General features: G+C 42.7%; 19 protein-coding genes. 2 read left to right on the forward strand and 17 right to left on the reverse strand.

Annotation, left to right across the window (positions count from 1 at the left end):
* The first annotated feature begins 384 nt into the window (after positions 1-384).
* Positions 385-2,874, forward strand: coding sequence for an ATP-dependent helicase HrpB (gene hrpB, locus ACL8WY_RS13145; RefSeq protein ID WP_436515220.1), 2,490 nt, complete (start codon positions 385-387; stop codon positions 2,872-2,874).
* 792 nt (positions 2,875-3,666) lie between these two features.
* Here the strand turns inward: hrpB and ACL8WY_RS13150 are convergent.
* The 3 genes from ACL8WY_RS13150 to ACL8WY_RS13160 form a co-directional block, all read right to left on the reverse strand.
* Positions 3,667-3,966, reverse strand: coding sequence for a GIY-YIG nuclease family protein (locus ACL8WY_RS13150; protein WP_436515221.1), 300 nt, complete (start codon positions 3,964-3,966; stop codon positions 3,667-3,669).
* 172 nt (positions 3,967-4,138) lie between these two features.
* Positions 4,139-4,444: a hypothetical protein gene (locus tag ACL8WY_RS13155; RefSeq protein WP_436515222.1), complete on the reverse strand. Its 306-nt coding sequence runs from the start codon at positions 4,442-4,444 to the stop codon at positions 4,139-4,141.
* Positions 4,445-4,493: 49 nt separating this feature from the next.
* Entirely contained in the window at positions 4,494-4,760 is a 267-nt protein-coding gene (locus ACL8WY_RS13160) for a hypothetical protein (RefSeq protein ID WP_436515223.1), read from the reverse strand.
* A gap of 28 nt (positions 4,761-4,788) precedes the next feature.
* On the opposite strand from ACL8WY_RS13160, the gene ACL8WY_RS13165 reads away from it, so the two are divergent.
* A complete protein-coding gene (locus ACL8WY_RS13165) occupies positions 4,789-5,025 on the forward strand; it encodes a helix-turn-helix domain-containing protein (RefSeq protein ID WP_436515224.1) in 237 nt (78 codons plus the stop codon).
* Between the two features lie 145 nt (positions 5,026-5,170).
* Here the strand turns inward: ACL8WY_RS13165 and ACL8WY_RS13170 are convergent, their stop codons facing one another.
* The 14 genes from ACL8WY_RS13170 to paaE all read right to left on the reverse strand — a co-directional run bounded on the left by ACL8WY_RS13170 (position 5,171) and on the right by paaE (position 18,400).
* Positions 5,171-7,690: a DEAD/DEAH box helicase gene (locus ACL8WY_RS13170; protein WP_436515225.1), complete on the reverse strand. Its 2,520-nt coding sequence runs from the start codon at positions 7,688-7,690 to the stop codon at positions 5,171-5,173.
* A complete protein-coding gene (locus ACL8WY_RS13175) occupies positions 7,687-8,652 on the reverse strand; it encodes a HamA C-terminal domain-containing protein (protein ID WP_436515226.1) in 966 nt (321 codons plus the stop codon). The genes ACL8WY_RS13170 and ACL8WY_RS13175 overlap by 4 nt, the downstream gene beginning before the upstream one ends.
* Positions 8,653-9,094: 442 nt before the next feature.
* The gene (gene hisC / locus ACL8WY_RS13180) at positions 9,095-10,189 is read right to left on the reverse strand and encodes a histidinol-phosphate transaminase (protein ID WP_436515227.1); all 1,095 of its coding nucleotides are present in this window, start codon (positions 10,187-10,189) and stop codon (positions 9,095-9,097) included.
* Positions 10,189-10,812, reverse strand: a complete 624-nt coding sequence (locus tag ACL8WY_RS13185) for a hypothetical protein (protein WP_436515228.1) — start codon at positions 10,810-10,812, stop codon at positions 10,189-10,191. Before ACL8WY_RS13185 ends, hisC begins: the two co-directional genes overlap by 1 nt.
* A gap of 11 nt (positions 10,813-10,823) precedes the next feature.
* Positions 10,824-11,234 (reverse strand): hydroxyphenylacetyl-CoA thioesterase PaaI, encoded by a 411-nt coding sequence (gene paaI / locus ACL8WY_RS13190; RefSeq protein ID WP_436515229.1) that lies wholly within the window; start codon positions 11,232-11,234, stop codon positions 10,824-10,826.
* Between the two features lie 110 nt (positions 11,235-11,344).
* A complete protein-coding gene (locus ACL8WY_RS13195; RefSeq protein ID WP_436515230.1) occupies positions 11,345-12,502 on the reverse strand; it encodes a 3-hydroxyacyl-CoA dehydrogenase NAD-binding domain-containing protein in 1,158 nt (385 codons plus the stop codon).
* Positions 12,502-13,281 (reverse strand): enoyl-CoA hydratase-related protein, encoded by a 780-nt coding sequence (locus ACL8WY_RS13200; protein WP_436515231.1) that lies wholly within the window; start codon positions 13,279-13,281, stop codon positions 12,502-12,504. The genes ACL8WY_RS13195 and ACL8WY_RS13200 overlap by 1 nt, the downstream gene beginning before the upstream one ends.
* 173 nt (positions 13,282-13,454) lie before the next feature.
* On the reverse strand, positions 13,455-13,916 hold the full coding sequence (gene paaD, locus ACL8WY_RS13205) for a 1,2-phenylacetyl-CoA epoxidase subunit PaaD (protein WP_436515232.1): 462 nt from the start codon (positions 13,914-13,916) through the stop codon (positions 13,455-13,457).
* Positions 13,916-14,698 carry a GNAT family N-acetyltransferase gene (locus ACL8WY_RS13210; RefSeq protein WP_436515233.1) on the reverse strand — a complete coding sequence of 261 codons (783 nt, stop codon included), beginning with the start codon at positions 14,696-14,698 and terminating at the stop codon, positions 13,916-13,918. Before ACL8WY_RS13210 ends, paaD begins: the two co-directional genes overlap by 1 nt.
* Positions 14,680-15,060 (reverse strand): VOC family protein, encoded by a 381-nt coding sequence (locus tag ACL8WY_RS13215; RefSeq protein WP_436515234.1) that lies wholly within the window; start codon positions 15,058-15,060, stop codon positions 14,680-14,682. Before ACL8WY_RS13215 ends, ACL8WY_RS13210 begins: the two co-directional genes overlap by 19 nt.
* 1 nt (position 15,061) lies before the next feature.
* Positions 15,062-15,817, reverse strand: a complete 756-nt coding sequence (gene paaC, locus ACL8WY_RS13220; protein WP_436515235.1) for a 1,2-phenylacetyl-CoA epoxidase subunit PaaC — start codon at positions 15,815-15,817, stop codon at positions 15,062-15,064.
* Positions 15,818-15,903: 86 nt separating this feature from the next.
* Positions 15,904-16,185 carry a 1,2-phenylacetyl-CoA epoxidase subunit PaaB gene (gene paaB, locus ACL8WY_RS13225; RefSeq protein ID WP_370089205.1) on the reverse strand — a complete coding sequence of 94 codons (282 nt, stop codon included), beginning with the start codon at positions 16,183-16,185 and terminating at the stop codon, positions 15,904-15,906.
* A gap of 71 nt (positions 16,186-16,256) precedes the next feature.
* Entirely contained in the window at positions 16,257-17,201 is a 945-nt protein-coding gene (gene paaA / locus ACL8WY_RS13230; RefSeq protein ID WP_436515236.1) for a 1,2-phenylacetyl-CoA epoxidase subunit PaaA, read from the reverse strand.
* A gap of 134 nt (positions 17,202-17,335) precedes the next feature.
* Positions 17,336-18,400, reverse strand: coding sequence for a 1,2-phenylacetyl-CoA epoxidase subunit PaaE (gene paaE, locus ACL8WY_RS13235; RefSeq protein WP_436515237.1), 1,065 nt, complete (start codon positions 18,398-18,400; stop codon positions 17,336-17,338).
* Positions 18,401-18,430 lie beyond the last annotated feature (30 nt).

The raw sequence follows: 18,430 nt of genomic DNA on the forward strand, positions 1-18,430 counted from the left end.
GACGGCTCTTCCACAGAATAACTTCTCCGTTGTGCTTAGAAGAAGATACCGGATCAAGTCAGGTATGACTGAATGGTTGGGTAGTGCAGTTTGTCATGCAGTGCTCCGAGACGGCTCTTCCACAGAATAACTTCTCCGTTGTGCTTAGAAGAAGATACCTGATCAAGTCAGGTATGACTGAATGGTTGGGAGTTGCACTCTGTGTCATGCCGTGCTCCGAGACGGCTCTTCCACAGAATAACTTCTCCCTTGTGCTTAGAAGAAGATACCTGATCAAGTCAGGTATGACTGAATGGTTGGGTAGTGCAGTTTGTCATGCAGTGCTCCGAGACGGCATCTTCAATGAATCCTTCTGTATACAAGAGAGAATACTAACTTCGCCAAATGCCTTTCGATCCCAAGTCCATAGACCTACCCATTGTAGAAATTCTTGATGAAGTAAAATCTCAACTTGAGCAGGAAAATACGCTCATTGTACATGCACCACCGGGTGCAGGAAAGAGTACCCTGATTCCCATTGCTTTGATGGAAGAAGTGTGGCTTAAAGGACAAAAGATCATTATGCTGGAGCCACGGCGGCTGGCTGCACGCTCCATCGCTATGCGACTGTCCGAACTGATCGGCGAGAAAGTAGGAGAGACCGTCGGCTACCGCATCCGATTTGAAACCAGGATAAGTGACGCAACCAAAGTGGAGGTAGTCACAGAAGGGATTCTCACTCGTATGCTCCATGGAGACAACTCGCTTGAAGGTGTAGGCTTGGTCATCTTTGATGAATTTCATGAGCGCAGCATCCACGCAGATGTAGCCTTGGCGCTTTGCAGGGAATCTCAGCAAGTCCTACGACCAGACTTGAAAATCATGGTTATGTCTGCTACATTGAATATGCCTCAGCTGATGCAATCGCTGAAAGCACCAGTAGTGGAAAGTAAAGGGCGCCAGTATCCGGTGGATATAGAATATGTAGGCGATCAGGATCAATTCATGATTCCTGAAATGACTGCCAATACGATTGTTAAAGCCTCCAAAGTTCATGAGGGTGACATCCTTGTGTTTCTTCCCGGTCAAGGCGAGATCACCAAATGTGCAGGTATACTCAAATCCAAGCTGCGCGGCTTCTCCATCCATCCATTGTATGGGCAGTTACCTTACAACAAGCAGAAAGCGGCCATCCTCCCGGATAGAGAAGGAAGACGGAAAGTCGTGTTGGCCACCAACATCGCAGAGACCAGCTTGACGATTGAAGGAATTAAAGTGGTGGTAGATACGGGCTTTGGAAGAACTATGAAATGGGATCCAAAATCTGGACTGTCGAGATTAGAAACTGTGCAGATATCCAAAGATTCAGCAGATCAGCGCGCCGGACGCGCCGGACGATTAAGTCCGGGTGTGTGCTTCCGCATGTGGTCCAAGGTGACCGACAGCCGATTGCAAGAACATCGCACACCGGAAATTCTGGAATCAGATTTGGCTTCACTTGCACTGGATCTGGCAAGCTGGGGCATCAGCGATCCGATGAGCTTGACCTGGCTTTCTCCGCCACCACGAGGCGCATGGCAAGCGGCTGTGCAGACATTGCACGAGGTAGAGGCATTGGAAAATGGTCGCATCACCGAGCATGGAAAAGAAGTGCACCGACTGCCTTGTCATCCGCGACTCGCACACATGATGCTCATGGCTGAGGAGGAGGGACTCGTGAGCCTGGCAGCAGATGTTGCCGCACTGTTGGAGGAACGTGATCCATTGGGAAGAGAAGCGGGCATAGATATCAACAGCCGGATTGAAGCGCTGAGAACACATCGAAGAGAAGACCGAAAAGGTGGACGTTTTGATCGCATAGAGAAAATTGCCGGTTCTTACCGCCAGCTGTTCGATGCGGAGGTAGATAATGATCCATTCGATCCGTATGAGACGGGCTTACTGCTCACACATGCTTTTCCTGAACGTATTGCATTTGCCCGACCGGGCAACAATGCTCAATTCAAGCTTGCGAACGGCCGTATTGCAATGGCCGGACACAAAGACGATCTGGCACATGAGTCGTGGCTTGCCATTGCCAACCTTGATGCGCGTGATGGCATGGGAAAAATATTCATGGCTTCTCCACTAAATCCCAAAGACCTGGCTCCTCGCGTGAAAGAAGTGGACGTAGTGGAATGGGATACCGAAGATGGAGGCCTCAACGCCAGCAAAGACTTGCGCATCGGGAGTATTGTACTCAAATCTGTGCCACTTCCGGATCCCGATCCTTCACACTTGAAGGATGCCATCGTTCAGGCAATCAAGCGTGAAGGTCGCACCCTACTGGATTGGAATGAAGAGGTAGAGCAACTGCAGAACAGGGTTAGAAGCATAAAAAAATGGGAGCCTTTAAATGACTTGCCTGATCTCAGCACGGAAACATTATTGATGACCAATGCGGAGTGGCTTGCGCCATATCTGGAGGATGTAAAGAATCCGAGAGACCTGAAGAAGATCAACCTATATGAGGTCTTGCTACATTCCATGCCTTACGAGATGCAGCAGGAGTTGCAGCGTTTGGCTCCAGCCAAAATGGAAGTGCCCAGCGGCTCCAGCATCAAGATCATGTATCGCGACAATGGCGAAGCACCTGTTTTAGCAGCTCGCATTCAGGAACTCTTTGGTATGGCCGAAACTCCGACAGTAAACGATGGAAAGCAGCCGTTGCTGATTCACTTATTATCTCCGGGCTTCAAACCTGTGCAGGTGACATCCGATCTGAAAAACTTCTGGAATGAAACCTACTTCGAGGTGCGCAAAGACCTCAAAGGTCGCTATCCCAAACACCACTGGCCGGACGATCCATGGACGGCTGAAGCGATCAGAGGCGTGCGGCATGGCCGCAGCAAATAATGTTTCTGTCATGCCGTGCTTCGCGGCATCTTCCTTTGTGTTTATTGAATATTAGACTCTGAAGATACCTGATCAAGTCAGGTATGACTGAATGGTAGGGTGGTGTACTTTGTTATGCCGTGCTCCGAGACGGCACCTTCCTTCAAGTTTGTTGAATGTTAGAATCTGAAGATACCTGATCAAGTCAGGTATGACCGAATGGTAGGGTGGTGTACTTTGTCATGCCGTGCTCCGAGACGGCACCTTCCTTCAAGTTTGTTGATTATTGGAATCTGAAGATACCTGATCAAGTCAGGTATGACTGAATAGTAGGGTGGTGTACTTTGTCATGCTGTGCTCCGAGACAGCATCTTCCTTCAAGTTTGTTGAATGTTAGAATCTGAAGATACCTGATCAAGTCAGGTATGACTGAATAGTAGGGTGGTGTACTTTGTCATGCCGTGCTCCGAGACAGCATCTTCCTTCAAGTTTGTTGATTATTGGAATCTGAAGATACCTGATCAAGTCAGGTATGACTGAATGGTAGGGTGGTGTACTTTGTCATGCCGTGCTCCGAGACGGCACCTTCCTTCAAGTTTGTTGATTATTGGAATCTGAAGATACCTGATCCATTCAGGTATGACTGAAGGTTGAGTAGTGCAGTTTGTCATGCCGTGCTTGACACGGCATCTTCCTTCGAGTTTGTTGAATGTTAGAATCTGAAGATACCTGATCAAGTCAGGTATGACCGAATGGTTGGGCGGTGCAGTCAGTGTCATGCCGTGCTTGACACGGCATCTTCCTTCACCAATACTAATCAAACCAATCTCTTGACAAATCAATCCATTCGGGATTCTCCTTTTTAATAAGTTCTACTTTCCATGTTCTTTTCCACCGCTTAATTAGTTTCTCTCTTTTTATTGCCTCGTTCGCATCATTATGAGTCTCAAACCACATCAATAAACTCACCTGATATTTACTTGAAAATGATTTTGGATTCAGTTTCTGTTTATGCTCAAATACTCTTCGCTCAATATCGTTTGTCATTCCAGTATAAAGTACAGTTCGCGAGTGATTCGTAAGGATATAAACATAGTATTCTTTATGTGACATTATTTGAGCTTTTGATCAATGAATCTTATTTGGAATTTAATAGGGGGAGGATTTGACTTCCAATACCAACTATATCACATTGACCATTTGTACACATAAATCGTACTCTCAATCTTAACTGAAGATACCTGATCAAGTCAGGTATGACTGAATGGTAGGGTGGTGTACTTTGTTATGCCGTGCTTGACACGGCATCTTCGTTTATGTTGCTGGTATCATTATCTAAGTCGCCTGTATTATTCCCAAAGTTGAGGGTACTTTCAACTACGTTGAGGTTATTATCCTCCGCCTTAAGGTTATTACTCTCCGTCTTGAGGGTATTGTTCTCCGTGTCGACGGAATTGTCCTCCGCCTTATGGTTATCACTCTCCGTGTTGACGGAACTCTCCTCCGTGTTGAGGTTATCACCCTCCGCCTTAAGGTTATTGCTCTCCGTGTTGAGGTTATCATCCTCCGTGTTGAGGTTATTGCTCTCCACGTTGAGGTTATTGTTCCCCGGGTTGAGGGTATTGTCCTCCGTGTAGCGGTCACTTATTTCCGATCGAAAGTTCTTTTTCTATTTCATCCAGGCAATTAAGAACGAACTGCATATCCTCTATGAAATGGCCATAACCTTCAGGGAGCTCTTCTGCTTCATGGATGAGATAGTAGAGAAGCAAGTTTCTCAGATTGGATTTGAATTCACTCACATGGATCAGTCCGAATAAGTCATCAAGTCTTTCTATGCAGGCAGGAGTTAAGGTTGTCATAGCTGGAATAAAGACTAAGCTAATTAAAGATAATGATTGTGTCATATTTTAATATGACAAACTTATCCATGTATTGCAAGATTTTTGGTTTGTGACCAAAGATCAACTCAATACGAAGATCGGCCAGCGAATCATTGAATTGCGGCAGCAAAAAGGCTGGAGCCAATCTGATCTTGCACGGCATCTTGGCAAAGACCGACAGGCTGTAGAAAAGCTCGAAAACGGAAAAGTAAATCCCACCTTGTATTCCTTATATGAAGTAGCTGATGTGCTTGGCGTTTCGCTTAGTGAGTTGGTGGAGCTTACGTAATGCAGACCTTCATTTTTATCCTTTATTTTCTATTTTGTATTATTCCTAAGCCAAGGTTGGTGTCTTCACCAACCTGTTGAGTATTTATCGAAATCTCTGTTTGTTGAGGACACAAACCAAGGCGAAAAGTACCGGCTGAATACAATTAAGCGATTTTAATAGCTTTTTCGATTTCTTTAATAATTATGGGAGATAAGTCAAGCTTCCTAAAATCATTTTTCATAAGCCATTCAACACATTGAGACCTGCTAAGGTTGTCATCAGCTATAAATTCAGATAACATTATTGATGTGTTTCTGCTTAATCCCAAACTGATTAAAGAGACTTGAGTCTGCCTAGATACTCCAAATTCTAACCAGATATTCAACTCAGGTATATTTTCAATCAAATCTAATTTTCCTTCGTTTCGGAGCAGGTGTCTTAATATATCAATATAGCAACCTGAATATTTTGCAAACTTGAATCTGGCGAATTCCTCGACATCCTTCATTGATTGCCTAATTACATTCGATATGGTCTTTGGGAGCCTTCTTCTTATCCAATATCTGTAGCTGCTTTCAATCAGAGTAGATAGAGGATAACCGTTCATCCAGTTTACCACGAGAATCGCTTGATACGGAGATAATGTTTCTGGATCACCAGAAAGGAGTCTGTTGATTCTTGATAGAATTGGTTCATACGAATTAATAGCCGCGTCTTCGCTTTCTGGAAATTCGGGAATTAGTTGTGAGTAGTCATTTGAGAAGGTTTGAAACTCTTCTAGCAAACGTTGTTGGGCAATAGGTGATATACCAGGATTTCTTAAAATTATTTCCTTAGGTATAGAAATCGCTTCAGATATATCATTGAAGATTGGAAGTAGTTCATTTTCTAAGTCAATATCGGTGTTCAGATTGTTGTTTAGGTATTTTGAATAAAAATATGAAAAGCCATATTCAAGATTCATATCTAACCTAGTTCGTGGAGTTCCATCTTTTATGAATTGAATTAGCTTGGCTTTATTTTGATGCAGTCCATCAACAGCTTTTTTGATATAGATTTTATCCCTTGCTGGATTTGGAGGATTGTCCCAATCAGAAGGTTCAATACAAATCACATTTCCTTGAAATTCTTTACCCCATCGACCAGCTCTACCAGCTAAATTCCAAAAATCTGATGCATCCATTGGGTTTCCTGGTCCTCTTGTTGGTCTTCTAATAAATATTGATTTTGCTGGCAGATTGACACCTTCCAGCAGTGTAGAAGTGCAGACCAAGTATTTTATCTTATTTATCTTAAAAAGTCTCTCTATTTCAGTTCTAATAATCAAAGGCATATTTCCATAATGAAATGCCACACCTCGTTTCAGAACCTTAGTAAGAGCATATGATTTATGAACAATTTTGGAAGCCAAATCAATTAGATCATCTAGCTCCTCATCCTCAATATTTTCAAGAAGATCAAATAGGATAGAGGAATACTTTTCAGCATCAGCGGGCCCATTTGCGTAGATCAAATTGCCACCTGTTTGATCACTCAATTCATGCACAATAAACATGAATTTTTTACCTTGGCGATCAGGTCGAAACTTCAAATTAATCTCACCTAGTTCATATGATTCTGTTTTAGTAGCTAGCCTTAATTCCCAAACCTTGGGCTTTCTAGGTTTTTGGGTAACGAATATTAGGTTTTGATTTACTGAAACATATTCAGTTTGAACCGGAGCCTTATTGTTTATTTGAGGAAATAATTCTAATAGCACCCCTGGATTGGATGTGAATGGACTCGAAAAATACACTTTACCTTTCTCGCCATTTACGAATAGTTCTTCAAGCTTTTGCTGTAATAAAATTCCTCTGGTTCCGTCGCTAATTTTATGAGCTTCATCCACAACAAGAATATCAATTTTATAATCTGGAACTTCAGTTTTAAACCAATGCAATCTTTCCTGCGTGAAAACAAGAACTCTCTTATTAAATTGATTGAACTCCTGAGTGAATTGAGGTACAGTGGAGATATATACACCCTCAACCTCATTGTCAGCAAACATATCCTTTAATTCTTGCTCAACTTGGCTTATCAATGCCCTTGAAGGAACAATAAAAACTATGCTTAGAATATCATCATTTTTTGTGATTTCTTCTAAAAGAATTCTTTCAAGTATGAATGATTTACCAGCACTAGTAGGTGCTGAAATACTGATTAAGTCTTGATTTTTATACTCATTATAAACTTTCTTTTGAAACTTATTTAATGAGATTATTTCATTTTTTCCGCCAAATATTGAATACTCAATATTTCTTCTGGCAATCTCCCATGAGATTGGTAGTGGTACTTTATCAAGATATGTTTCCTCTAAAAAATTTCGTTTAATAGCTAATTGGATTGCAGGTTTATTGGTCAAGCCTTCAAGTACGATGGCTGCCGCTAGCTTATGTTGGTCTGTGCTTTTTGAATCATTCAAGCAATGTTGTGTTATTCTGAGGGAGGCATCAAGGTGATGAAACTCTTCTGATTCTTGAAGTATTCTAGCCAAGGAAATTAAATGAGACCAATCTAATTCCTTTTCCTTTTCACCAGAATATACTAGGGTGTCAAACCCTCTTCTCACTGATCTCAAAAGTACCTCTTCATATGACTCTGAAAAGGAAGAAGACTCGAAAATGCTTTTTGCTAAATTGTTCATTTGATCCCTAAAGCTTTTAAAAGTTCCGATCTAAACTCGGCAACCGACGTAAATGGAATCATAAAAATATGAATGTGATAAGTGTTTAAATGATCATGTTCCTCTATCTCTGTTTTGATTAGCTCTTTGAATGTGGATACTTCTTTCTTTATAAGCTTAGTGAGTTCCTGACTAGTCATATGATTTGGTTTGTCTGGATAATTTTCACTATCAAAACCGACCATACAAAGTCCCCGATAGTTAACCTTATTAAAATTAGGATTGCCCTTATCAAAATAAGTCAATAAAGCTTCTACTAATTGCGTATCACTTAAATCCAAATTAGCAGAAATCAATTGTATATCTCTTTCCTGAGTTGATGTTGAGCTGTGTGGACTTAACAAGTAATCTTTGATACTTTCAAAACATGCTTTGACACCGCTACTAACATTAGCATGCAACTTTGATTCCCCCCAATACAAGGCTAGTTGATTTGTAACAGGATCATATTCGCCGTGAATTCCATCAACACCATGATAGTGCATTTGAGAGCTTGTTTTAAGTGGCATCTTGCATATCAACTGGGGTATTTTTAGAATTTCCTCAGCCAAAATATAAAGCAGTATTTCACCACCCTCACCTGTGTTTTTTAGATGTGTAAATAGACTAATTGCTTTTCTTTGCAATGCCAATAGAGATCCTGTTGAAGTGGAACTTCTGGCTTCTTCTATTTCTGATCGTGGTATTGAATAGTCGACAACTCTAGTTGCTATATACTCTATGAAATCCTTAGTTCTAGGTCGTCCATTACCATCAAGCTCTACATGATAAAAATGAGATAATGCTTCCGTACCATCAACCTGATCATATATGGTAACCTCTTTAAGGACTGAGGAAATATCGAATAAACTTGTTCTAACTAATTTCTCAATTAGATCATTTAAAATTTCTAAATCAAGCTCAAGAGCTGTGGCGTTTTGCAAAATAATTACTAGTGATGAACATCTAGAAAGGTACTACAAATAACTGAATGTCGGGATTTGACAATTAATTATTTATGTTTTTAGGAAAATGTGCTAGCGCGCGTTTGCAACGCGTGCCCCAATTCCCCTCGCTACCGCAAGCTTGTAGCTTGTGCTCTATCTCTGAAGATACCTGATCAAGTTAGGTATGACTGAATAGTTGATATTGCGCTCTGTCATGCCGTTCTCCGAAACGGCATCTTCAGAGTGACTTTTTAATTTTTAGATAGCATCAGTTTATCAAGGCAAACCTCTTAGCCACTAGACGGGATGGGAGCGAACACGAAGTAAAGCGTACAGCGCGGATATCAGCGGAAGTGGAAAGGGAGGTGTTCTCTCCTGATACCGCATCAAGTGCGGTATGACAGCATAGGAAGATCCCGGATCAAGTCCGGGATGACAACTACGAGAGGACTTCACCCAGCGCTTCTACGCAATGCTGATTCTCTTCCGGCTTGCCTACAGATATGCGTATGCAGTGGCTGATTGGGTCATAGAGAGGTCGTACAAGTACGCCACGCTGCATGAGCTTTTCAAAAATCTGCATCACTTCTTCCTTGTCTTTCCAGACGGTCATGATGAAGTTGGCGTATGAACGCACATACTTTATGCCTAGCCGATCAAACTCCTTGTAGAAGTATTTCAGCTGCTTGGTGTTGTTGTCGATGGTCTTCTTGAGAAATGCAGTGTCATTCAGTGCGCCCATGCCGGCGGCCTGCGCCATGGCGGTAGGCTCGAAGGTCAGCTTCACCTTGTTGAGTGCATCAATGATCTTTTCGTCTCCGACACCAAATCCCAGTCTCACCCCGGCGATACCGTACGCTTTGCTGAAAGTACGTAGGGTCAGGATGTTTGGATAGTTCATCTTCAGCGAGTCAGGGAAGTCCGGATGCAGCGCTTCGGAATATTCGAAGTAGGCTTCATCGATGATGACAAGGATATGATCAGGGACATGCTGCATGAAGCTGTCGAGCTCGGCTTGCGTAATCATCGTGCCTGTCGGGTTATTCACGTTGGCGAGGTAAATCACCTTGGTGTTGCGATTGATCCGGCTCTTGATGGCCTCCAAGTCAAACTCATAGGTGGAAGTCATCGGCATGGCCACACATCTCACGTTGTTGATTTTCGCCCAATTATAAATGATCACAAAGCCACCTTCAGACGTTAAGAACTCGTCTTCTCCGGTGCAAACCGCACGTAGCGTTTGCATCAGCACAGATTCTGATCCATTTCCTACAAAGATCTGCTCAGGTTTCTTTCCGTATTTTTTTGCAAGCGCCTCCTTCAAGTCTCGGCTCACTGGGTCCGGATAGTAATTGATCGATTCATACGCGTCGATCACGGCTTTTTTGGACTTTGGCGAGTAGCCCAGCGTATTTTCATTGTTCCACAAAATGGCCACCTTTTCCCAGCCGTATTCTTCTTGTAGCTGTGGGATGGTCTTACCTGGCTGGTAGCTTCTAATTGCGGCGATATGATCAGGTATTTGTACGTTCATTAGTAGCTTATTGTAATTGATACTGTGTCTTGAGCCAGCAGCTCTATTTCTTCTTCAAAATCTTGATTGTCTTTATACCAAACAACTTTGATTGGTGTCTTTGTTTTAAAAAGTTTTTTGATGCCTACCTGAACCTCATCAGAATCTTGGAAAGCCAATCTATTGAAAAATGAAAAGGGAATTTCGTCATTAAACAAGCTAACGTTAAATCCATAGTTGTCAGCTCCTCCAGCTGGGTTAACTATGACTTTAATATAGGCATCTTCATAAGCGATTAGCGTGTCATAGTTTGGAGGGTTGTTTTGATAGGCAATGAGAAATTCAGTAGGTGCTTCGATTTCAAAACCTTCCGCTTTGGCACTGTAGTTATATGCGAGTATTGTATCGCTTTGTTCGGGGTTGAAATAAAACCTACCTTCATTATCGGTTGTGGTAGTTCCTGAAAAAATCAGATCGGTAGGAGAATTTTTGGCGCTCATGATAACCTCAATTCCGGCTAAAGGCCTTTCTGTTGCATATTCATAAACGATTCCTGAAAAATCACTTGAAATACTCGTATCTACTTTACTGCATGAGAGCATTACTAAGGACAAAAAAGTAAGGATGACTAGTTGATTTTTCATCTTGATATTAATTATACTTTCCATTCTTCTTGTTTTCGAAAAACCACTCCTTTAAACAATCCAACAAGCTCTTCTCCCCGTGTGACACGCACAATGTACTGTCCCAAACTCTTCGAGGTGCTTTCTTTTTCTGCTGTGGCGATGAGCTCGTCACCTTCAAAAATAGGTTTGATGTGATTGATGGAGGTCTCGATGGAGACAGCTTTTTGTCCATGCGAATTGGATGCAAAGGCAAAAGCGGAATCGGCGAGTGAAAAAGAGATGCCTCCATGTGCCACGAGATGGCCATTGAGCATTTCATTTCTAACCGTCATCTTGATTTTAGCAAACCCTTCTTTTACTTCCAGAACTTCAATACCCAGCCATTGACTAAAGGTGTCTTTGGCCATCATCTCGGATACTATTTTATTCGCTTTGCTCATTTTTTCTAAACGTCACTCCGAGGGTTGAGATGAAGTCGAAAGCCGAAGGAGTCCCCAATTAGTGGGATTCCAGCACCCTCATTCTTCAGGTTCGGAATGACGATAATAATTTAATAAAACCTTTGCTTTTTTGATTTCATTCTTCTCAGCAGTGGGCTGCATCGGTAGCGATCTTCTCGGTATTCATCATAAAGAAGATCCAGTTGCTCCACACACCAATCGATGCCTTTCTCATCTGCCCATTTGAGTAAACCTTTTGGGTAGTTAACTCCTTTGGTCATGGCCGTATCAATGTCTTCTCGGCTGGCAATATTCAAGAAGAGTGCGTCGGCAGCCTCATTGATGAGCATCACCAATGCTCGATTGAGGATTTTATGACCTAGCTCTTCGTCTTTGGTAGGCTCTGGCTTTGTTGCTCCTTCGGCATAGTCGTAATATCCGCGTCCGGATTTGCGTCCAAGAAATCCGGCTTCTGACATGCGCTTTTGTGTAAACGATGGTCGGTAGCGTGGATCGTAGAAAAAGGATTGAAAGACGGTTTCTGTTACCGTATAGTTGATGTCATTTCCGATGAAGTCCATCAGCTCGAATGGTCCCATTCGGAAGCCACCGAGCTCTTTCATGGCCCAATCGATGGTGGCAAAGTCAGCGATACCTTCTTCATACATGCGCAGGGATTCTCCATAAAACGGACGTGCCACACGATTTACAATGAATCCGGGAGTGTCTTTGGCGAGCACAGTTAGTTTCTTCCAGCTATCCACCCAATCTTTTGCTTGCTTAGTTGTCTCCTCAGCGGTCTGTACGGCTGGGATAATTTCTACCAATGGCATCAATGGTGCCGGATTGAAGAAATGTATGCCTACAAATCGAGCAGGATTTTCCAAAGAGGCACCAATGGAAGCAAGCGAAAGCGAGCTGGTATTTGACGCGATGATCGTGTCTTCACGTACGATCTTCTCTACTGCCGCGAAGACCTTCCTCTTGATGTCTATATTCTCTACGATCGCCTCAATCACCAAGTCTGAATTCTCAAAGTACTGCTGATCATCGGTAAAGTCTATTCTTCTCAGGATTTTATCGGCTGTCTCCTGATCGATCTTTTCTTTCTCGACCAATCGGTTCATCACTTTTACCAAACTGGCGGAAGACTTTTCCAAGATCTCAGTGTTGGTATCGTTGATCACCACATCCCAGCCGGCCGTGGCTGCAACTTGTGCTATTCCGGTACCCATGGTGCCGGCTCCTATCACGCTTAACTTTGGCATTATTCTCCTTTAAATTCTGGTTTTCGTTTCTCGATGAAGGCATTCACACCTTCTTTGTAGTCGTGTGTTTCGGTGGCTTTAAACTGCCATTCTTTCTCCAACTTCAGCTGCTGATCCAAATCATTAACAAAAGATTGATTCAACAAATGCTTGGTGTAGGCTAAGCCTTTGGTAGGCATGATGGCAAGCTTTTGAGCCACAGCTTCTGCTTCATCCATAAAGGTATCGTCGCTCGCTACTTTATAGATCATTCCCATTTGCTCGGCGTCTTTAGCGGATACTTTGTCTCCCAGCATCATGAGTGCAGATGCTTTTCCAAATCCAATGATTCGCGGTAGCATAAATGTTCCGCCACTGTCTGGCACCAATCCAATCTTACTGAATGCCTGGATAAATGCGGCAGACTCTGTAGCTACCACCACATCGCAAGCCAGGGCAATGTTTGCTCCGGCACCGGCAGCCACTCCATTTACAGCTGCTATGATTGGCTTTTCTATGCTTCGAAGTTGTCTAATGATGGGGTTGTAGTGCTCGTCTACAATCTGCTCTATTTCAAGTCCATTGTCAGCAATGGCCTCCTGCAGATCCTGACCGGCACAGAATGCTTTTCCATTTCCGGTCAGCATGATGGCTCGAATGCTGGAATCTTTTGCGTATTCATCCAGTGCTTCTTTCACGGCTAGTGCAAGCTCTTTATTGAAGCTGTTGAAGACATCCGGACGGTTGAAGGTTAGGATGCCTAGATTGTCTTTTTGGGTTATTTGAAGGGTGTTTGACATTTGGATAATGTTTGGATTGGCGAAGTTAAGAGATTTGATGTTTTTCCACTTAGGCCGGGGAGGCCATTCCTTTTCCATCGATGAAAAGGAATCAAAAATCTAGGCAAAATCAATCCAGCTTACTCGCCAGGCCTACACGTGATTTTGCCAGAGCTCGCTTGACGCGAGCGAGCTTAGTGACACTTAAAGTAATCAAATGGCTCCAGGCAATCGTTGCATTTGAATAGTGACTTGCAGGCTGTAGAGCCGAATTCACTGATTAATTGCGTGTTTTTAGAACCACATTGTGGGCATTCAATATCTTCCGGATTGGTTGGGTTGGGTGGAGCTATGCCGTACTCCTTGAGCTTTCTTTTTCCTTCTTCACTCATCCATTCGGTCGTCCAGGCAGGTGATAACACAGTTGTGATCTTGAATTCATTTATGCCTTTCTTCTTTAAGGCATTGTTGATTTCTTTCTCAATCTCCAGCATGGCCGGACAGCCGGAATAGGTTGGAGTAATGATGACTTCAAGGGAATCTCCATCGACGATTACATCTCTGACTATGCCTAAGTCAATGACAGAAATCACTGGAATTTCCGGATCGGTGACAGTTTGAAGTAAATCGAGAATATAATCTTTATCAATTACCATTAGACAAATTCGTAATACGTGGTGTAATCCTTAAACCCAAACTTCTTATAAATGTTAAGCCCATCTTCTGTTCCTTGAAGAATGGCTGTTTTATAGCCTAACTCCTTTGCTATATTTAATGCGAAAGTTAGCAAGGTGGTTCCAATTCCCATTCCTCGATAAGCCTCCAGTGTTGCAAACCCATAGAACCCGACGGTATCCGAATTGGTTGGAAATAGCTCCACACAAGAAACTGGCCGATCTTCGTGATAATATATGTAGAGTTTGATGTTATTGTTAGGATCAAGGTAGTGCTTGGCTGTCCGATTGTAGTAGTCAATTACATTCTGATCGGTAGGAGACCAATTCTCTGCAATGACGCGAGAATAGATAGCCAGCGATTCTCCATCATTTACCTGTCTGATGTTTAGATGATTTATATTTTCTACGTATTGATAGTGCTTAAACTGCATGGCCATTCCAACCTCGCTGGCCTGTTCTTCTATGTTTAGTTCTTTGAACAACATCTGAGTGTTTGAACTCAAATTTTCCTTGTTTATCCAAATGCAATAATCCAGATTCCGAGATTGAAAGTGAGCAAGTGCCTGGCTGAGCTCTTCTTTTGTCAGCTCTGGATGGTGGATGTAGATAATGTTGAAGGTGTCGCATGAAAGCCCACTGTCTACATAGGTGAGATGTGCCAGATGGTACACATTCATGGCATCATTCAAATCAGGAACTTTTGAGGCGTGTTGAAGGAAATTGTCAGAAATAAGCTCTAGCATCAGTTTTTCTTTCTCCAAGGTGGATTCTTTCTATTCTCGTCTGCTTTGAATAAGATCAAATGATTCCAGTCAGGATCAAAAACATGCGCTTCTCTCCAAAGCCATTCTTTGTCATTAGGCATCTCAGCAAATTCAACGCCATTGTTCACCAGCATTTCTACTTGCTCGTCGAGATTATCACATTCGAAATAGATAATCGGAGCATTGCCAGTAGCAATATCATCAGTATAGTGAATGGAAAAGGTAGAATCACCCTCAGGGCATTCAAATCTTGCATATTTATCGTGGGTGTGAACAATCAATTTAAAACCTAGCTTCTCATAAAATGGGATGGCTTTCAGCACATCACGAGAAGGCACGGTCACTTGATTGAGATTCATCTTACCACTCTAAACCCGGATAGGTACGTTGCAAAAATTGTAGGTCGGCAAGGATATATCCTAAATGCTCCGAGTGGCGGCCGTCTTTCCCTCCTTCATGCGCATAGGTGCTTTCAGGAATATCAAGCGTCGCTTCTGTTAACACTTCACGAATCTTCGCATCTCTTTTTTCCTTCAATGCGGCTAAGTCAACACCGTATCCACTTTCGGCTGCCTTAGATTCGGTCTCGTTTGGCTTAGTTAACTCACCCGAGAATGACCATAGCTCCACGATCGCAGCGTTTATCCGTTCTCTACTTTCCTCCGTTCCGTCACCTAGTCTGATCACCCAGTCGCTGCTCCATTTGATGTGATATAAGGCTTCTTTATGCGATTTAGCAGCGATTGCAGCTAAGCGTTCGTCTGAGCTGTTCATCAGTGCTTCATAGAAATAGCAGCTGTATGTGTCGTAAAGAAATTGTCTGAAGATGGTTTGCGCGAAATCACCATTCGGCTGTTCTACGAGCAAAACATTTCGGTACCCCCAAGCATCTCTCAAGTAAGCAATATCATCTTCTGACTTGTCCTGATCCTGAATTTCCGCGGCATATTGATACCACATGCGTGCCTGACCTATTAGATCCAGACTGATGTTCGTCATTGCAATATCCTGTTCCAGGATTGGTCCGTGTCCGCACCATTCACCTAGGCGCTGACCAAGAATAAGGCAGTTATCGGCGTGCTGGAGTACGTAGTTGTATTTAGTTAAATCAGTCATTAGTTAATTCGTAACCAGTATTGATGAGTTAACTAGCCTTTGCAATCAATACTGATTGCTCACCACTAATCAACTTATTACTTCTATTACATGTGTTTTACTTCGTCCGGCAAATCATAAAAAGTAGGGTGACGATACACCTTATCTTTTGCTGGTTCGTATAGCGGATCAGAATCATCGGGATCAGAGGCAGTGATATGCTCGGATTTCACTACCCAAATACTGACACCTTCATTTCTTCTCGTGTATACGTCTCTGGCATTTTGAATTGCCATTTCTTCATCTGCCGCGTGGAGACTGCCTACATGCTTGTGGTTAAGTCCGGCTTTGCTTCGAATGAAGATTTCCCATAGTGGCCAATTTTTCATTTTCTTTTTGTTAATCAGTTGACTAGTGATTTATTAGTTGAATAGTACTTAGCCGAGTAAACTCTTATCTACTAAGCAGCTTGATGCTTAGTAGTTGATTTTTTCTCAGCATGTGCAGCCGCTGCCTCACGAACCCATGCTCCATTGTCGTATGCAGCTCTTCTCGCATCAACTCTTTGCTTATTGCAAGGACCATTTCCTTTGATCACATTGAAGAACTCTTCCCAGTTGATTTTACCAAAGTCGTGATGTCCTCTTTCTTCGTTCCACTTAAGGTCTTCGTCCGGAATAGTCAATCCCAAGAGATCTGCTTGCGGCTTGGTAGCATCAACAAACTTTTGTCTGAGCTCATCATTGGTAAATCGCTTGATTCCCCATCGCATGGATTGCTCTGTATGTGTAGATGCTTCATCAGTTGGTCCAAACATCATTAGCGAAGGCCACCACCATCTGTTCAACGCATCTTGCGCCATTCGCTTTTGCTCTTCAGATCCACGGCATAAGGTCAATAGTATCTCATAGCCTTGACGCTGGTGGAAAGATTCTTCTTTACATACTCGAACCATGGCACGTGCATAGGGACCATACGAAGCTCTACAAAGTGGTACTTGATTCATGATCGCGGCACCGTCTACCAGCCAGCCGATAGCTCCCATGTCAGCCCATGTAATGGTAGGGTAATTGAAGATGGATGAATATTTTGCTTTGCCCGAATGTAGGTCTTGAAGTAGTTGATCTCTTTCAACGCCCAGCGTTTCACAAGCGCTGTATAGGTACAATCCATGCCCTGCTTCATCCTGCACTTTAGCCAATAGAGCGGCCTTTCTTCTGAGAGAGGGGGCGCGTGAAATCCAGTTGGCTTCCGGTAGCATGCCCACGATTTCAGAGTGCGCATGTTGCGAAATCTGACGAATCAATGTCTTACGATAGTTTTCCGGCATCCAGTCTTTTGGCTCAATGCGGATGTCTTCGTCTATTTTTTCGTTAAATCGATCTTCTAAACTCTTAATATCCATGGGTTAAAGTTAATTAGAATTTTAGTTGAATAGATAACTGGTATAAGTGTGTTTTAGTTTGATTTTGAAGCCTGAGAATTTATAGAAATTGATTGGATTGTTTACTTATCAACCAATTGACGATTTAACCAATATCAAACATCAAAACTCAGCTTCACTTTATCTGTTTTAGGATAAGACTGACAGCTAAGCACTAAACCTCTTTCCAATTCATCCGGCTCAAGCGCATAGTTTACATCCATTTCTACTTCTCCTTCTTCCACCTTACATACGCACGTGCTGCACACTCCACCCTTACATGCATAAGGAAGATCTGCTCCATTGTCGAATGCGACATCCAAAATGGATTTATCCGAATCGTATGGAAAGGTCATGCTATTTCCATCCAAAACCACTGTGATTTCAGCGAGTGATTTTTCGTGTTTGACTTCTTTTTGTTTTCCTCCAAGTTTACCAACAGGAGAAGTAAAGAGCTCAAGGTGTACACGTTCCTCAGGCACACCCAAGTTTTTTAACTCGCTTTGGACGGCAAGCATCATTTCTTCCGGTCCACATGTGAAATAATGATCTACAGTTTTCGGGTCAAAAAATAGACGTGCATAAGCTTGAATTTTTTCAGCTTCAATTCGTCCATTAAACAGGTCTGATTCCTGCCGCTCTTTGCTAAGGATGTGATACAAGCTAAATCGCCCCATGTATCGGTTCTTTAACGCTTCCAGCTCTTCTTGAAATATGATGGTGCTTGTGCGTCTATTTCCATAGAAAAGAGTGAATTCACTTTCCGGCTCTGTACGTAAGGTTGTCTCGATGATAGACATGATCGGCGTGATACCACTTCCAGTAGCGAAAGCAACATAGGAGTTGGCATTGGAAGGGTCGAGAGGCACATAAAATGAACCATGCGGAGGCATTACCTCAATTTCATCACCTTCCTTTAGCACATCATTGGCGTAGGTAGAGAAGGCGCCACCTTCCAGCTTCTTGATTGCAACCGTCAAGGTTTCATCGATTGGACAAGAGCATATGGAGTATGATCGACGAATATCTTCTCCATCGATATCTTTCTTTAAAGTGAGATGTTGTCCTTGTGTAAAAGAAAACTCATCATGTAATTCTTCCGGGATTTCAAATGTAACCGCTACAGATTCTTCTGTAGGTCTTGAGATTTCTTTAACCTTTAGTGTATGAAATTTTGCCATGTTGAATTTTTGGGTCTCGCAAAGCTAACC

It is taken from the genome of Ekhidna algicida, from assembly GCF_051379705.1.
Lineage (GTDB): Bacteria > Bacteroidota > Bacteroidia > Cytophagales > Cyclobacteriaceae > Ekhidna.

Bases quoted from the DNA above. Each gene is read 5' to 3' on its own strand.
- hisC (WP_436515227.1), bottom strand. From the start codon at position 10,189: ATGAACGTACAAATACCTGATCATATCGCCGCAATTAGAAGCTACCAG.
- paaD (WP_436515232.1), bottom strand. From the start codon at position 13,916: ATGGTAATTGATAAAGATTATATTCTCGATTTACTTCAAACTGTCACC.
- hrpB (WP_436515220.1), top strand. From the start codon at position 385: ATGCCTTTCGATCCCAAGTCCATAGACCTACCCATTGTAGAAATTCTT.
- ACL8WY_RS13150 (WP_436515221.1), bottom strand. From the start codon at position 3,966: ATGTCACATAAAGAATACTATGTTTATATCCTTACGAATCACTCGCGA.
- ACL8WY_RS13195 (WP_436515230.1), bottom strand. From the start codon at position 12,502: ATGCCAAAGTTAAGCGTGATAGGAGCCGGCACCATGGGTACCGGAATA.
- paaC (WP_436515235.1), bottom strand. From the start codon at position 15,817: ATGACTGATTTAACTAAATACAACTACGTACTCCAGCACGCCGATAAC.
- paaA (WP_436515236.1), bottom strand. From the start codon at position 17,201: ATGGATATTAAGAGTTTAGAAGATCGATTTAACGAAAAAATAGACGAA.
- ACL8WY_RS13200 (WP_436515231.1), bottom strand. From the start codon at position 13,281: ATGTCAAACACCCTTCAAATAACCCAAAAAGACAATCTAGGCATCCTA.
- ACL8WY_RS13185 (WP_436515228.1), bottom strand. From the start codon at position 10,812: ATGAAAAATCAACTAGTCATCCTTACTTTTTTGTCCTTAGTAATGCTC.
- ACL8WY_RS13215 (WP_436515234.1), bottom strand. From the start codon at position 15,060: ATGAATCTCAATCAAGTGACCGTGCCTTCTCGTGATGTGCTGAAAGCC.
- ACL8WY_RS13170 (WP_436515225.1), bottom strand. From the start codon at position 7,690: ATGAACAATTTAGCAAAAAGCATTTTCGAGTCTTCTTCCTTTTCAGAG.
- paaE (WP_436515237.1), bottom strand. From the start codon at position 18,400: ATGGCAAAATTTCATACACTAAAGGTTAAAGAAATCTCAAGACCTACA.
- ACL8WY_RS13160 (WP_436515223.1), bottom strand. From the start codon at position 4,760: ATGACACAATCATTATCTTTAATTAGCTTAGTCTTTATTCCAGCTATG.
- paaB (WP_370089205.1), bottom strand. From the start codon at position 16,185: ATGAAAAATTGGCCACTATGGGAAATCTTCATTCGAAGCAAAGCCGGA.
- paaI (WP_436515229.1), bottom strand. From the start codon at position 11,234: ATGAGCAAAGCGAATAAAATAGTATCCGAGATGATGGCCAAAGACACC.